The 13,435-nt window shown below is 74.0% G+C and carries 13 protein-coding genes; 7 read left to right on the forward strand and 6 right to left on the reverse strand.

Annotated features, from left to right (window positions below):
* Positions 1 to 5 precede the first annotated feature (5 nt).
* From RHODO2019_RS13875 to RHODO2019_RS13895, 5 genes are all read left to right on the forward strand, one after another.
* Entirely contained in the window at positions 6 to 1,235 is a 1,230-nt protein-coding gene (locus RHODO2019_RS13875) for a lipase family protein (RefSeq protein WP_265382343.1), read from the forward strand.
* A gap of 48 nt (positions 1,236 to 1,283) precedes the next feature.
* Positions 1,284 to 2,312, forward strand: a complete 1,029-nt coding sequence (locus tag RHODO2019_RS13880) for an NADP-dependent oxidoreductase (protein ID WP_265382344.1) — start codon at positions 1,284 to 1,286, stop codon at positions 2,310 to 2,312.
* A gap of 59 nt (positions 2,313 to 2,371) precedes the next feature.
* Complete coding sequence (locus RHODO2019_RS13885) at positions 2,372 to 2,881, forward strand: VanZ family protein (RefSeq protein ID WP_265382345.1); 510 nt, start codon at positions 2,372 to 2,374, stop codon at positions 2,879 to 2,881.
* 224 nt (positions 2,882 to 3,105) lie between these two features.
* Positions 3,106 to 4,005: an ABC transporter ATP-binding protein gene (locus RHODO2019_RS13890; RefSeq protein WP_265382346.1), complete on the forward strand. Its 900-nt coding sequence runs from the start codon at positions 3,106 to 3,108 to the stop codon at positions 4,003 to 4,005.
* A complete protein-coding gene (locus RHODO2019_RS13895) occupies positions 4,002 to 5,234 on the forward strand; it encodes an ABC transporter permease (protein WP_265382347.1) in 1,233 nt (410 codons plus the stop codon). The genes RHODO2019_RS13890 and RHODO2019_RS13895 overlap by 4 nt, the downstream gene beginning before the upstream one ends.
* A 45-nt stretch (positions 5,235 to 5,279) precedes the next feature.
* Here RHODO2019_RS13895 and RHODO2019_RS13900 read toward each other — a convergent pair whose 3' ends face one another.
* A complete protein-coding gene (locus tag RHODO2019_RS13900; RefSeq protein ID WP_265382348.1) occupies positions 5,280 to 6,650 on the reverse strand; it encodes a cryptochrome/photolyase family protein in 1,371 nt (456 codons plus the stop codon).
* Positions 6,651 to 6,748: 98 nt separating this feature from the next.
* Between RHODO2019_RS13900 and RHODO2019_RS13905 the strand changes: the two genes are divergently transcribed.
* Positions 6,749 to 7,138 carry a tautomerase family protein gene (locus RHODO2019_RS13905; protein ID WP_265382349.1) on the forward strand — a complete coding sequence of 130 codons (390 nt, stop codon included), beginning with the start codon at positions 6,749 to 6,751 and terminating at the stop codon, positions 7,136 to 7,138.
* Positions 7,139 to 7,186: 48 nt separating this feature from the next.
* On the opposite strand, the gene RHODO2019_RS13910 is transcribed toward RHODO2019_RS13905, so the two are convergent.
* From RHODO2019_RS13910 to RHODO2019_RS13925, 4 genes are all read right to left on the reverse strand, one after another.
* Positions 7,187 to 8,428, reverse strand: coding sequence for a citrate synthase (locus tag RHODO2019_RS13910; protein WP_265384783.1), 1,242 nt, complete (start codon positions 8,426 to 8,428; stop codon positions 7,187 to 7,189).
* A 196-nt stretch (positions 8,429 to 8,624) separates the two neighbouring features.
* Positions 8,625 to 9,530, reverse strand: a complete 906-nt coding sequence (locus RHODO2019_RS13915; RefSeq protein WP_265382350.1) for a carbohydrate kinase family protein — start codon at positions 9,528 to 9,530, stop codon at positions 8,625 to 8,627.
* Complete coding sequence (locus RHODO2019_RS13920) at positions 9,527 to 10,450, reverse strand: aldose 1-epimerase family protein (protein WP_265384784.1); 924 nt, start codon at positions 10,448 to 10,450, stop codon at positions 9,527 to 9,529. Before RHODO2019_RS13920 ends, RHODO2019_RS13915 begins: the two co-directional genes overlap by 4 nt.
* A gap of 132 nt (positions 10,451 to 10,582) precedes the next feature.
* The gene (locus tag RHODO2019_RS13925; protein ID WP_265382351.1) at positions 10,583 to 11,128 is read right to left on the reverse strand and encodes a CGNR zinc finger domain-containing protein; all 546 of its coding nucleotides are present in this window, start codon (positions 11,126 to 11,128) and stop codon (positions 10,583 to 10,585) included.
* A 39-nt stretch (positions 11,129 to 11,167) separates the two neighbouring features.
* Here RHODO2019_RS13925 and RHODO2019_RS13930 point away from each other — a divergent pair, with 39 nt between their 5' ends.
* Positions 11,168 to 12,136, forward strand: a complete 969-nt coding sequence (locus RHODO2019_RS13930; protein WP_265382352.1) for an EamA family transporter — start codon at positions 11,168 to 11,170, stop codon at positions 12,134 to 12,136.
* 19 nt (positions 12,137 to 12,155) lie between these two features.
* On the opposite strand, the gene RHODO2019_RS13935 is transcribed toward RHODO2019_RS13930, so the two are convergent.
* Complete coding sequence (locus RHODO2019_RS13935) at positions 12,156 to 13,415, reverse strand: MFS transporter (RefSeq protein WP_265382353.1); 1,260 nt, start codon at positions 13,413 to 13,415, stop codon at positions 12,156 to 12,158.
* Positions 13,416 to 13,435 lie beyond the last annotated feature (20 nt).

A 13,435-nucleotide genomic window follows, 5' to 3' on the forward strand; every position in this document is an offset into this window, starting at 1 on the left:
CGCTCGTGCGCCACTGCCGTCGCACCACCACCGTGCTCACCGCCCTGGCCGTGGCCGCAGGCACGCTCGGGGCGGGAACCTCCGTCGCGGCCACCGCCCCGGCACCGGCCCCGTCGTTCTACGACACGCCCAGCACCATCACCGGCGCCCCCGGCGACGTGATCCGCGCAGAGCCGTCCTCGTTCTACCTGGACCCGCTGCGGGTGCTGCCCGCCCCGGCCGCCGCCGAGCGGGTCATGTACGTCTCCACCGACCGGACGGGCACGAAGATCGCCGTCACCGGTACCGTCCTCACCCCCCGTGCCCCCTGGACCGGCCCGGGCGAGCGACCTGTCGTCGCCTACGCCGTGGGCACCCAGGGTCTGGGCGACCAGTGCGCGCCCTCGCGGCAGCTCGACGCCGGCACGGAGTACGAGGGCACCTTCATCACCGGGCTGCTCGCCCGCGGCTACGGCATCACCATCACCGACTACCAGGGCCTGGGCACCGCCGGGGTGCACACGTACACCAGCCGCGAGGTCACCGGGCGCGCCGTGCTGGACTCCGTTCGAGCCGCCCAGCGGCTGCCGGCCGCAAACCTGCCCGACCACGGTCCCGTGGCGCTGAGCGGGTACTCCCAGGGGGGAGGCGCGACCGCCGCGGCCGCCGAGATCGCTCCCACGTACTCCCCGGAGCTGGACCTGCGCGGGGTCGTCGCCGGTGCGGTGCCGGCCGACCTCGGGGCCGTCGCGAGGAACCTGGACGGCTCGCTGTACTTCAGCTTCCTCGGATACTCCCTCGCCGGGCTGTCCGCCAGCTACGGCGTCCAGCTGGACGGGTACCTCAACGCGCGGGGCCGCCGGGTGGTCGCTGCGCTGGAGCAGCAGTGCACCACCGACTCGATCGCCGCGTTCCCGTTCGTGCGGTCCTCGAGCCTGACCTCCGACGGCCGCAGTGCCACCCAGCTGCTGGCGACCGCGCCGTTCCGCGGCATCGTCGCCGACCAGCGCATCGGCACCCGGCCGCCGGCGGTGCCCGTGCTGGTGACGCACAGCCTGCTCGACGACGTCATCCCCTACGCCGTGGGGCGCAACCTGGCCACGCAGTGGTGCGGCGAAGGCGCATCGGTGCAGATGGCGACGAACCTGGCCCCGACGCACGTGGGGGGCGCCCTCGGCTCCTACCCCGCGTCGTTCGCCTTCCTCGAGGCGCGATTCGCGGGCGTGCCCGCGGCGCGCGGCTGCACGGGGCTGTAGCAGGGCCGGTGGCGCCGGTCGGGATCGGTGCGGTGGGAGACTGAGCCCATGAGCACACCGACCTCCGACCTGCCCACCACCTCCCGCGAGGTCCACCTCGCCTCGCGCCCCTCGGGGTGGCCCACCCCGGAGAACTTCACCGTCGCCGAGGCGGCCGTGCCCGAGCTGGGGCCCGACCAGGTCCTCGTGCGCAACGTCGTCATGAGCGTCGACCCGTACATGCGCGGCCGGATGGACGACCGACCGTCCTACGTCCCGCCGTTCCAGGTCGGCGCGCCGCTGGACGGCGGCGCCGTCGGCGAGGTCGTCGCCTCCACCAGCGACACCGTCCCGGTGGGCGCGCACGTGCTGCACGGTCTCGGCTGGCGCGAGCTCGCGGTGCTGCCCGCCGCGCGCGTCACCGTCATCGACACCACCCTCGCCCCGGCCGGGGCCTACCTGGGCGTGCTGGGCATGCCCGGGCTCACCGCCTACGCCGGCCTGCTCGAGGTGGCCGGGATGACGGCCGGGGACACGGTGTTCGTCTCGGGTGCGGCCGGTGCCGTGGGCTCGCTGGTGGGGCAGATCGCGAAGCTGAAGGGGGCCGCGCGCGTGGTCGGCTCGGCCGGTTCGGCGGAGAAGGTGCGCCACCTCGTCGACGACCTGGGCTTCGACGCGGCCTTCAACTACAAGGACGGCGACGTCCGCGGCCAGCTGCGCACCGCAGCCCCCGACGGCATCGACGTGTACTTCGACAACGTCGGCGGCGAGCACCTCGAGGCCGCGATCTCGGCGCTGAACAACCGGGGTCGGGTCGCGATCTGCGGGATGATCTCGCAGTACAACGCGGACGCGCCCACCCCCGGCCCGCGCAACATGGCCATGATCATCGGCAAGCGGCTGACCCTGCGCGGCTTCATCGTCAGCGACTTCAACGCGCTGCAGCCGACGTTCGTCCGGGAGATGGGCGGCTGGCTCGCCGACGGCTCCGTGCGCACCCAGGAGACCGTGGTCGACGGCGGGGTCGACGCCGCCGGGCAGGCCTTCGTGGACCTCATGCGCGGCGCGAACACCGGCAAGATGCTCGTGCGGTTCTGAGCCTGGACCTCGAGCCGCTGGTCGAGCTCGTCCGCCGGGTCACCGACCGGCTCCTCGCCGTGACCCCGCTGTCGTGGTGGACGGTCGGGTACGCGGTCCTGGCCGTCCTGGTCGTCGTGGCCGTGCGCGGCCCGCTCGTCCGGCGCACGGGCTGGCGCCCGGCGTGGACGGTGGTGAGCCTGCTCGCGCTCGCCGCCGTCCTCGCCGTGACGCTGGCCCCGAGCAGGGACTTCCCGCGGCCCCTCGGGGTGGGTTCGTGCCTGCGCGGGGCCGCCGGCCAGGTCAGGAACGGCTCGGCGTTCGCGCTGGGCGGTGCCCAGGCGGAGCTGAACCTGGTGCTGCTCGTGCCGCTGGGGACCGCTCTCGTCCTCGCCACGCGGCGGGTGCGGGTGCCGCTGGCGGTGGTCCTGGCGCTGCCGGCGCTCGTCGAGCTCACCCAGACCCAGGTCCCCGGTCGGCTGTGCAGCGGCAACGACTACGTCGTCAACGTCACCGGGGGCCTCGGCGGGGTGGCGCTGGGTGCTGCGCTGGTCGCGCTCACCCGAGCGGTCGGCCGCCTCCGGGCGTGAGCAGCCGGGTGGTCTCCGACCGTGGACGCAGGGATGACGGACGCCGAGATGGCCACGCGACGCCCGCACGACCGAGGACGGGGTGGCCGCGGCTGCTCGACGGCCAGCACCGCCGCCAGCAGCGCTTCGCCGAACGGACGGCCCACCGGCGGCCGGGCTGGCGCACCACCGCCACCGCCCCCCGCGTCGGGGGAGAGCGGGACGGAACGACAGGAGGGGACGCGATGAGCACGCACGGACTGCAGGTCCAGGGGATCTCCAAGCGGTACGGGGACACGGTCGCCCTGGCGGACATGAGCTTCGAGGTGCACCCTGGCGAGCTGTTCGGCTTCGTCGGCAGCAACGGGGCGGGCAAGACCACCACCATGCGCATCGCGCTCGGGGTGCTCGAGGCCGACGAGGGCCAGGTGCTGCTGGGCGGGCGGCCGGTGGACCTCGACGTCCGCCGCCGCATCGGCTACATGCCTGAGGAACGCGGGCTCTACCCCAAGATGAAGGTGGGCGCTCAGCTCGCCTACATCGCCCAGCTGCACGGGCTCTCGCGCGCCGAGGCCGCCGACGCCGTGCACCGCTGGACCACGCGGCTGGACATCGCGCACAGGGTGGACGACACGGTCAGCGCGCTGAGCCTGGGCAACCAGCAACGGGTGCAGCTGGCCGCGGCCCTGGTGCACGACCCCGAGGTGCTGGTGCTCGACGAGCCCTTCTCCGGGCTGGACCCGGTGGCCGTGGACGTGATGAGCCACGTGCTGGTGGAGAAGTGCGAGGCAGGTGTGCCCGTCATCTTCTCCAGCCACCAGCTCGAGCTCGTGGAGCGGCTGTGCCACCGCGTGGGGATCGTGCGCGCGGGCCACATGCAGGCCGTGGGCACCGTGGACGAGCTGCGCGACCGCGGCACAACCCAGCTCGAGGTGCACGCCCCCGGGGCCGCACCGGGCTGGGCCGACGGGCTGCCCGGGGTGCGCACGGTGGGCGTCCGGGACGGACGCACCGTGCTCGAGCTGCTGCCGGGTGCCGACGACCAGGCCGTGCTCGCCGCCGCCCTGCGCACCGGGCCCGTGCACTCCTTCGCGGTGCGCCAGTCGTCCCTGACCGAGCTCTTCCGAGAGGTGGTGGCCGCATGAGCACCCCGAGCACGACCCGTCCCCCGACCGGCGCCCGTCCCCCCGTCAGCGCCGTGCGGGCCGTCCACCTCATCGCCGGCCGCGAGGTCCGCACCCGGTTGCGCACCAAGGCCTTCCTCATCAGCAACGCCGTGATCCTCGTGGTCATCGCCGCGGCGATCATCCTGGTCTCGGTGTTCACCGGCGGCTCCGACGCCCAGAAGGTCGGCCTCGTGGGCGGTGCGAGCTCGCTCTCGTCCTCGGTCACCGCTGCTGCCGGAGCCCTGGGCACCCCCGTGGAGGTCTCCGATGTCGCCGACGAGCAGGCCGCGCGCGCCGCCGTCTCCGCCGGGGGCCTCGACGTGGCGCTGGTCGCCGGGGCGGACGGTGGCGTCACCGCGATCACCGAGGACGACGTCGGCGCCGGGCTGCGCACCGTGCTCGACGCCGCCGTGGCCCAGCGGGCGCGGGACACCGCGCTCACCGCGGCAGGCGTGGACCCAGCGCAGCTGAGGGCGGCCACCGCCGGGGCCGTGGTCACCGTGGACGCGATCTCCCCCAAGCCCCCGGTGGACGGCCAGCGGCTGGCCCTGGCCTACGCCGCGGTGGCCCTGCTCTACGTCCAGCTGCTGGCCAACGGGATCGCGGTGGCCACCGGCGTGGTCGAGGAGAAGACCAGCCGGGTGGTCGAGCTGCTGCTGTCGACGGTCAAGCCGCTGCACCTGCTCGTCGGCAAGGTCCTCGGCATCGGGCTGGTGGGGCTCGTCCAGCTCGCCGCCTACGGCGTGGTGGCGCTCACGGCGGCCCTGGGCACGGGACTGCTCACCGTCACCGGCACGGCCGTGGTGGTGTTCGTCAGCACCCTGGCCTGGTTCGTCCTCGGCTTCGCGTTCTTCGCGGTGCTCTACGCCGCGGCCGGGGCGATGGTGTCGCGCCAGGAGGAGATCGGCTCGACGACCACCCCGCTCACCATCCTCGTGGTGGCCATGTTCTTCGTCGCGCAGTCCACCGTGCAGAACCCCACGGGCACGATCAGCTCGGTCATGTCGTGGATCCCCCCGTTCTCGGCGATCCTCATGCCGCTGCGCATCGCGGCCGGGGTGGCGAGCCCGCTGCAGGTGGTGGGGACGGTGCTGCTGATGGTCGCCGTGACCTCGGCCCTCGCGGTCGGGGCCTCGGCGATCTACCGCCGGTCGATCCTGCTCTCGGGCGCCCGGGTCGGCTGGAGGCAGGCCATCGGCCGCTCCTGAGGCCCGGCTCGGGCGGCGGGACCCAGCCGGCGTGGCCTCGGCCGTTCAGCCGTCCTTGAGCGCGGCGTAGCGGTCCAGTGCGACGAGCCGCTCGTGCTTGTGGTCCACGAGCGGCTCGACGTACCCGGGTGGCACCCCGCCGGGCAGCGTGTGCACGGCCTTGCCCGCCACCCCGCGCAGCTCGGGCACCCAGCGGCGCACGTAGTCGCCCTGCGGGTCGAACTTCTCCCCCTGCGTCGTCGGGTTGAACACCCGGAAGTACGGCGACGCGTCGGTGCCCGAGCCCGCCGTCCACTGCCAGCCGTGCTGGTTGGACGACAGGTCCCCGTCGACGAGGTGGCGCATGAAGTGCCGTGCACCCCACGTCCAGCTCAGGTGCAGGTCCTTGGTCAGGAAGCTGGCCACGATCATCCGCACCCGGTTGTGCACCCAGCCCTGCGCGAGCAGCTGGCGCATCCCGGCGTCGACGATCGGGAAGCCCGTGCGACCGGTCGCCCACGCATCGAACGCCTGTCGGGCGGCCGCCCCGTCGTCGTAGCGGATCTTGTCGAAGCGACGGTCGTAGTGCTCGCGCGCGGTGTCCGGGCGGCGGTGCAGGACGTCGGCGTAGAAGTCGCGCCAGGCCAGCTCGGTGGTGAACGTGGTGGCCCCGGACCCGGTGCGGCCCTTCAGGTCCGCGAGCATCGTGCGCGGGTGGACGCAGCCGTACTTGAGGTAGGGCGACATGCGGCTGGTGGCGTCGTGGTCGGGGCGGTTGCGCTCGTCGTCGTAGGCCGTGACGTCGGACTGCAGGAACTCCGCCCAGCGGGCCGACGCCGCGGCCTCCCCCGCCGCCGGCAGCTCCACCTCGCCCAGCGCCACGTCCTCAGGGATCCTCACCCGTCGCGGTCCACCGTCCTTCTCGCCCGGGTCGATCCAGCGGACCGTGCCCGCGCCCGTGTCCGCCGGGGCACGCCAGCCGTGCTCGGCCCACGCCCGGCGGAAGGGGGTGAACACCCGGTACGGGTCGCCGTCGTCCTTGGTGACGCGACCCGGGGCCACCGCGTACGGGCTGCCGGTGCGCACCAGCTCGACCTCGCCCAGGGCCTGCTCGACGGCGGTGTCGCGGCGGGTGCCGTACGGGGCGAAGTCGGCCGAGACGTGCACGCTGGAGGCCCCCACCGCCGCCGCCACCCGGGGAAGCACGTCCACCGGGTCGCCGCGCACCACCAGCAGCCGTCCGTCCAGGGCCGCGTCGAGCTCGCGCAGGCAGCGGAACAGGAACGTGGTGCGCGGTGCCCCGGCCGGGCCCAGCAGCGCGTCGTCCAGCACGAACAGGGCCAGCGAGCGCTCGGCCCTGACCGCTGCCTCGGTGAGGGTGGGCAGGTCGCCCAGGCGCAGGTCGCGCCGGAACCAGATGACCGCTGCCTCGTCCACTCCTGCTCCTGACACGGACTGTGACGCTAGAGGCGCACGGGACTAGGTGCACGACGGGCCCGGTTGTCCCTGGTGAAACCCGAGGGAAGGACACCACCGTGCCGCTGTTCCGCTTCGACGTCGTCGAGGGTCGCACCGACGACCAGATCACCGCCCTGCTCGACGCCGCCTACGCCGCCCAGGTCGAGGCGCTGGAGACCGTGGACGGCGACCGCTACCAGGTGGTGCACGCCCACCCCGCCGCGCACCTGCGCATCGAGGACACGGGGCTGGGGATCACCCGTACCGACGCCTTCGTGCTCGTCCAGGTCACGACGAGCCCGCGCAGCCAGGAGCAGAAGACGAGGCTCTACGAGCTGCTGGTGGGCAACCTCGAGCGTGACGCCGGCATCGCCCCGACCGACGTCATGGTGTCGATCGTGGAGAACACCAAGGGCGACTGGTCCTTCGGGCACGGCCGCGCGCAGTATCTCACGGGCGAGCTCTAGCCGCAGATCGGTGCTCCTGCCGCGGGCAGCAGGACGTCCGAGAGCCGCTCAGCGCTGGGCGAGGTCGACGTAGGACCGCTCCGTGGCACCGGTGTAGATCTGGCGCGGGCGGCCGATCTTCGTCTGCGGGTCGGAGATCATCTCCCGCCAGTGCGCGATCCACCCGGGCAGGCGGCCCATGGCGAACAGCACCGTGAACATCCGCGTCGGGAAGCCCATCGCCCGGTAGATCAGCCCGGTGTAGAAGTCGACGTTCGGGTAGAGCCTGCGCTCGACGAAGTAGTCGTCGGTCAGCGCGGCCTGCTCGAGGGCGAGGGCGATGTCCAGCAGCTCGTCGTCACCGCCGAGCTTGGCCAGCACGTCGCGGGCCGCCTGCGCCACGATGGCCGCCCGCGGGTCGTAGCTCTTGTAGACCCGGTGGCCGAAGCCCATCAGCTTGACCCCGGGCTCCTTGTTCTTCACCCGCTCCACGAACGCGGCCACGTCCCCGCCGTCGCGCCGGATGCCCTCGAGCATCTCCAGCACGCTCTGGTTCGCCCCGCCGTGCAGCGGCCCGAACAGCGCGTTGATCCCGGCCGACACGCTCGCGAACAGGTTGGCGTTGGAGCTGCCGACCATGCGCACGGTGGACGTGGAGCAGTTCTGCTCGTGGTCGGCGTGCAGGATCAGCAGCATGTCCAGGGTCTTGACCAGCTCGGGGTCCGCCTCGTAGGGCTCGGCCGGGAACCCGAACGTCATGCGCAGGAAGTTCTCCGTCAGCGACAGCGAGTTGTCCGGGTACAGGAACGGCTGCCCGACGGACTTCTTGTACGCGTAGGCGGCGATGGTGGGCAGCTTCGCGAGCAGCCGCACGGTGGACAGCTCGACCTGGTCGTCGTCGAAGGGGTCCAGCGAGTCCTGGTAGAAGGTGCTCAGGGCGCTGACCGCGGAGCTCAGCACGGGCATGGGGTGGGCGTCGCGGGGGAAGCCGTCGAAGAAGCGCTTCAGGTCCTCGTGCAGCAGCGTGTGCCGGCGGATGCGGTCGGTGAACTCGTCGAGCTCGCCGGCCGAGGGCAGCTCGCCGTGGATCAGCAGGTGGCTCACCTCGAGGAAGCTGGACTTCTCGGCGAGCTGCTCGATGGGGTATCCGCGGTAGCGCAGGATGCCGGCGTCACCGTCGATGTAGGTGATGGCCGAGCTGCACGAGGCGGTGTTGACGAAGCCGGAGTCGAGCGTGGTCAGGCCCGTGTCGGCGAGCAGCTTCCCCAGCTGGACGCCGTCGTTGCCCTCGGTCGCCCGGGCGATGCTCATGGTGTGCTCGCCGCCGGGATAGCTCAGGGTGGCGCTGGTCTCGTCGGACCTGGTCTCGTCGGACACTGTGGGTCCCTCTCCGGCTCAGCCGGTCCGGGCCGCGCCGCGGGGGTCCCCCGCCGACCACGAGCCCCGACGGCACGTCAACGACCACACCCACGCTAGCCGTCCGCCCGGCCCGGCGGCGGACAAGACCTCAGGCCAGCTCGGCCGCCCACGGCGGGTCGGCGCCCGGGCGGGAGACCGTGATCCCCGCGGCCGCGGCGGCGAAGGTGAGCGCCCGGGTCCAGGCGGCGCCGTCGAGCGCGCGCACGGCCTCGCGGTCGAGGGCGTCCTCGCGGGCCAGCCACCCCAGCAGCGCGCCGTGCACGGTGTCGCCGGCGCCGATGGTGTCGGCCACGGTGACGCGCGCGCCGGGCACCCGGACCTGTCCGGCCGCGGTGTGCACCACGAGCCCGTCCCCGCCGTGGGTGAGCACCACGGCCGTGCACCCGGCCGCGAGCCACTCCTGCGGCGTGCCCCCCAGCCACGCGGCGTCGTCGTCGCTGAGCTTGAGCACGTCCACCGAGGGCAGCCAGGTGCGCAACCGCGCCCGGTAGGCGTCGGCGTCCTCGACGAGGGCCGCGCGGATGTTCGGGTCGAGCACCGTCAGCCGGCCCGCGGCGTGCTCGCGGTGCAGCACGGCTTCATACACCGACGCCCCGGGCTCGAGCACCAACCCGAGGGTGCCCAGGCTGAGCGCGGCCACGTCGTCGGGCAGCGGTCCGGGGTCGGTGACCAGGCGGTCGGCGGTGCCCTGGACGTAGAAGGTGTAACCCGCCGAGCCGCCGGGCTGCAGCGCCACCACGGCCAGCGTCGTGGGCTCGGCCCCGCGCTGCAGCAGGTCCAGCTCGACCCCGGCCGCCTCCAGGTGCGCCACGGTGGCGTCGCCGAAGCCGTCGGTGGAGACGCGCGAGCAGAACGCGGTGGGGACACCGAGCCGACCGAGGGTGACGGCGACGGTGAGCGGTCCACCGCCCAGGCGCGGGGCCAGCGGGGCCAGCGGCTCGCTGCTCACCGGCACCAGGTCGACCAGGGCCTCGCCGCCCACCACGACCCTCACGACGGGAGCACCCCGCTGATGCCCCACTGCGCGGTCCAGCTCGCGCCCGCCTCGAGCACCACCAGGTCGTCCCCGCTGGCCAGCGCGTCCGGCGGGCAGCTCATCGGCTCCACGGCCAGCGCGCGCCCGCGTCCGGGATAGGCCTTGTCGTTGCGGGGGTCGGCGGTGAACACCTGCACCCACCCGAGCTCGGCCGAGGTCCACAGGCAGGCGCTGGTGCCGTCCGGGGCCCGCAGCCAGCAGCGGGCGCGGCCGTCCCCCTCCCGGGCCAGACCGGTGAACGGGGTGTCGAACCACAGCCCGTCCAGGCCCCGGGGCTCGCGCAGGTCCTCCTCGGGGGTGACGTCGCGGACGGGGCCCTCGGGCAGGTTGCGCTGCCGCTCGACGGGCTGCACCCGGGAGGCCGGGACCTGCAGCGTGCAATCGTCCATCGGGGCGTCCCCGGCCCGCAGGAACGTGTGGATCCCGAGGCCGAACGGCGCGCGGCCGGTGCCGGTGTTGGTCACCCTGTGGGTCGCGGTCAGTCCGTCGGGGCCCACCTCGTGGCGCACGACGTGGCGCAGCGGGAACGGCCAGCCCGGCTCGCCCCCGACCTCGACCGCCTGCTCGACGAAGGCCTCGCCGGCGTCCACGAGCTCCCAGTCCCGCGCGCGGACGAGGCCGTGGCTGGCGTTGTGCAGCTCGGGCTCGCTGAGCTCGAGCTGGTGGGCAGCGCCGTCGAAGGTGAAGCGGCCGTCGCGGGTGCGGTTGGGCCAGGGGAACAGGACCAGTCCCGCCGCGAGCGGGGGCTTCGTGCCCGGCGCCCAGGTCTCGGTCAGGGCGACCCCGCCGCGACGCAGCACCCGGAGCCCGGCCCCCGTGGCGCTGACGACGGCGTGGTACCCGGCGGCCGCGATCTCGTGCTCGCTCATGGAGATCATCATGCGGCACGGGGTGGTGCCGGTTCAGCAGCCCCAGGTCCGGTCGTAGCGGCACGCGGCTCCCCTCCCCGCGGGGGCGGGGGGCGCCGCGGGGGGGCTGAGCACGGGTGGACAGGGGGCGCGCGGGCGGGCTCAGTCCTGCACCCCGGAGGCCTGGCGGGCCCGGTAGGCGGCCACGGCCCCCCGGTTTCCGCAGGCCACGCTGCAGAAGCGCCGCGAGCGGTTGCGCGACAGGTCGAGGACCACGCCCGAGCAGGTCTCGTCGGCGCACACCCCCAGCCGGGACATCTCGTCGGCCCGGACCACGTCGACCATGGCCATCGCGGTCTCCACGACCACGCGGGCGGCCAGCGGCGCGTCGGTCGACACGGCGTGCAGGTGCCAGTCGAAGCGGTCGTGGCGCACCAGCTGCGGCAGGGCCCGGGCCTGCTCGAGGAGCCGGTTGCTGAGCTCGGCAGCGCGGTCGCGGTCGCTGGTCAGCAGCTCGTGCAGCACGGGCCGCAGGGTGCGCACGGACTCCAGCTCGGCGAGGTCACCGTCGTGGCGTCCGGTGAAGCCGTGCTCGTCGAACCACACGTCGAGCTCGGCCACCGTGCTCAGCGTGTCCGGCTCCAGCGCGCTGTTGGCCAGGAACACGGCTGACTGCAGCGACACCTCGGTGTCATGAGTGAAGACCATGTTGACACCTTACATCGGGCCCCGCTACCGTCACGACCCATGACCAGTCTTGCCCATGACACCGTGGCCGCCGCGCCCCGCTCCCGGCTGGCCGGCGGGCTCGGCCTCGCCGTCGTCTCCGCCGCGTCCTTCGGCGCGTCGGGCGCCCTGGCCCGGGGGTTGCTGGACACGGGGTGGAGCGCCGGTGCGGCCGTCGGCGTCCGGGTGGGCATCGCGGCGCTGGTGGTCGCCCCGTTCGGCGCGCTCGCCCTGCACGGCCGGTGGCACCTGCTGCGGCGCAACGCCGGGCTCGTCGTCCTCTACGGCCTCCTCGCCGTGGCCGGGGCCCAGTTCTGCTACTTCTCGGCCGTCTCCACGATGCAGGTGGGCCCGGCGCTGCTCATCGAGTACACGGCGCCGGCCGCGGTGGTGCTGTGGCTCTGGCTGCGCCAGGGGCAGCGCCCCGGGCCGGTGACGCTGGTCGGCGCGGCACTGGCCGCCGCGGGCCTGGTGCTGGTGCTCGACCTGCTCTCGGACACCGAGCTGAGCACCGCGGGCGTGCTGTGGGCCCTGGCCGCGATGGTGGGGGCGTCGGCGTACTTCCTCATCTCCGCCGACGAGAGCAACGGGCTGCCGCCGCTCGCCCTGGCCGGCGGCGGGCTGGTGGTGGGAGCGGTGGTGCTCGGTGGGCTCGGGCTGGTGGGCCTGCTGCCGATGACGGCCTCCACCCGCCCCACCACCTACGGCGGCACGAGCGTGCCGTGGTGGGTGCCGCTGCTCGCGCTCGGCGTGGTCACCGCCGCGCTGGCGTACACCACCGGCATCGCGGCCGGTCGACGCCTCGGCTCCCGGCTCGCGTCGTTCGTCGCGCTGCTCGAGGTGCTCGCGGGGGTGGGCTTCGCCTGGCTGCTGCTCGACGAGCTCCCGCGGCCGGTGCAGCTGGCCGGTGGGGTGCTCATCCTGGCCGGGGTGGTGGCCGTCAAGCTGGGCGAGCGCACCGTGGTGCGGGTGGAGCCGACCCCCGCCTGAAGACCGGGCCCGCCGGGGGTCAACCGCCCGCGCGCGACACCACCCGGTAGCGGACGAACGCGGGCATGGCCAGGGCGGCGACGACGACCCCGACGACCACGAGCACCCCGCCCCCCGCCGCGGCCGCCGTCGTGCCCACCAGCGCGGCGGACGCCCCGTGCGTGACGTCGCCCAGGCGGGGCCCTCCGGCGACCACCACGGTGAACACGCCCTGCAGCCGCCCGCGGACGTCGTCGTTGGCGGCCTGCAGCAGGATCGTCGAGCGGTACACCGCCGACACCGTGTCGGCCGCGCCGCCCACCGCGAGGAACGCCACCGCGAGCCACAGCACCCCGGCCCCGGCGGCCAGGCCGAAGCCGACCATGCACAGCCCCCAGACGGCGATCGCGACGACGACGGCCACCCCCTGGCGCGCCACCCCGGGCAGTCGTCCGGAGAACACGCCGCCGGCCAGCGCGCCGATCCCGATGCCCGCGAACAGCAGCCCGAGCACGGTGCCGCCGTCCTCCGGCGCCCCGAAGCTCTGCACCGCCATCTCCGGGAACAGCGCCCGGGGCATGCCCGCGACCATGGCGATGACGTCGACGACGAACGAGGCGAGCAGCACCGTGTGACCGGCCAGGTAGCGGAACCCGTCCAGCACCTCCCGCAGGCCGGCCTTGCGCCCGAGCACCGTCGGGGGCAGGGCCGGCAGCCGCAGCACCGCGTGCAGCGTGGCCAGCAGGAGCACGGTGTCCACCAGGTAGAGGGTCGACAGGCTGGTGAAGCCGAGCGCGACCCCGGCCAGCACGGGCCCCACGATGGCGCCGAGCTGGAACACGCTCATGTTCAGCGCGTTCGCCGCGGCGACCTGGTCGAAGGGCAGCAGCCGCGGGATGATCGCGCTGCGGGTGGGCTGGTTGATGCCGAAGAAGGCCGTCTGCACCGCCAGCAGCACCAGCACCAGCCACACGTTGTCCACCCCCGCGACGGCCTGCGCCCAGAACGCCAGCGAGGTCACCCCGATGCCGACCGTGCTGACGAGCAGCAGCGTGCGGCGGTCGACCGCGTCGGCCAGCGCACCGCCCCACAGCCCGAACACGATGAGCGGCACCAGGGCGAAGACGCCCGTCAGGCCGACGTAGGCGGAGGAGCGGGTCAGGGAGTACACCTGCAGCGGCACCGCGACCACGGTGAGCTGCGCCCCGATGACGGTGACGATCCCGGCCACCCAGAGCCGGCGGTAGGCCGGCGTCTGCAGGGGGGTGGTGTCGGCCAGCAGGGAGCGCAGGTGCCTCATGGTTGCCGTCGGGCGCGGAG

Source organism: Rhodococcus antarcticus (genome assembly GCF_026153295.1).
In the GTDB taxonomy this organism is placed as follows: domain Bacteria; phylum Actinomycetota; class Actinomycetes; order Mycobacteriales; family Mycobacteriaceae; genus Rhodococcus_D; species Rhodococcus_D antarcticus.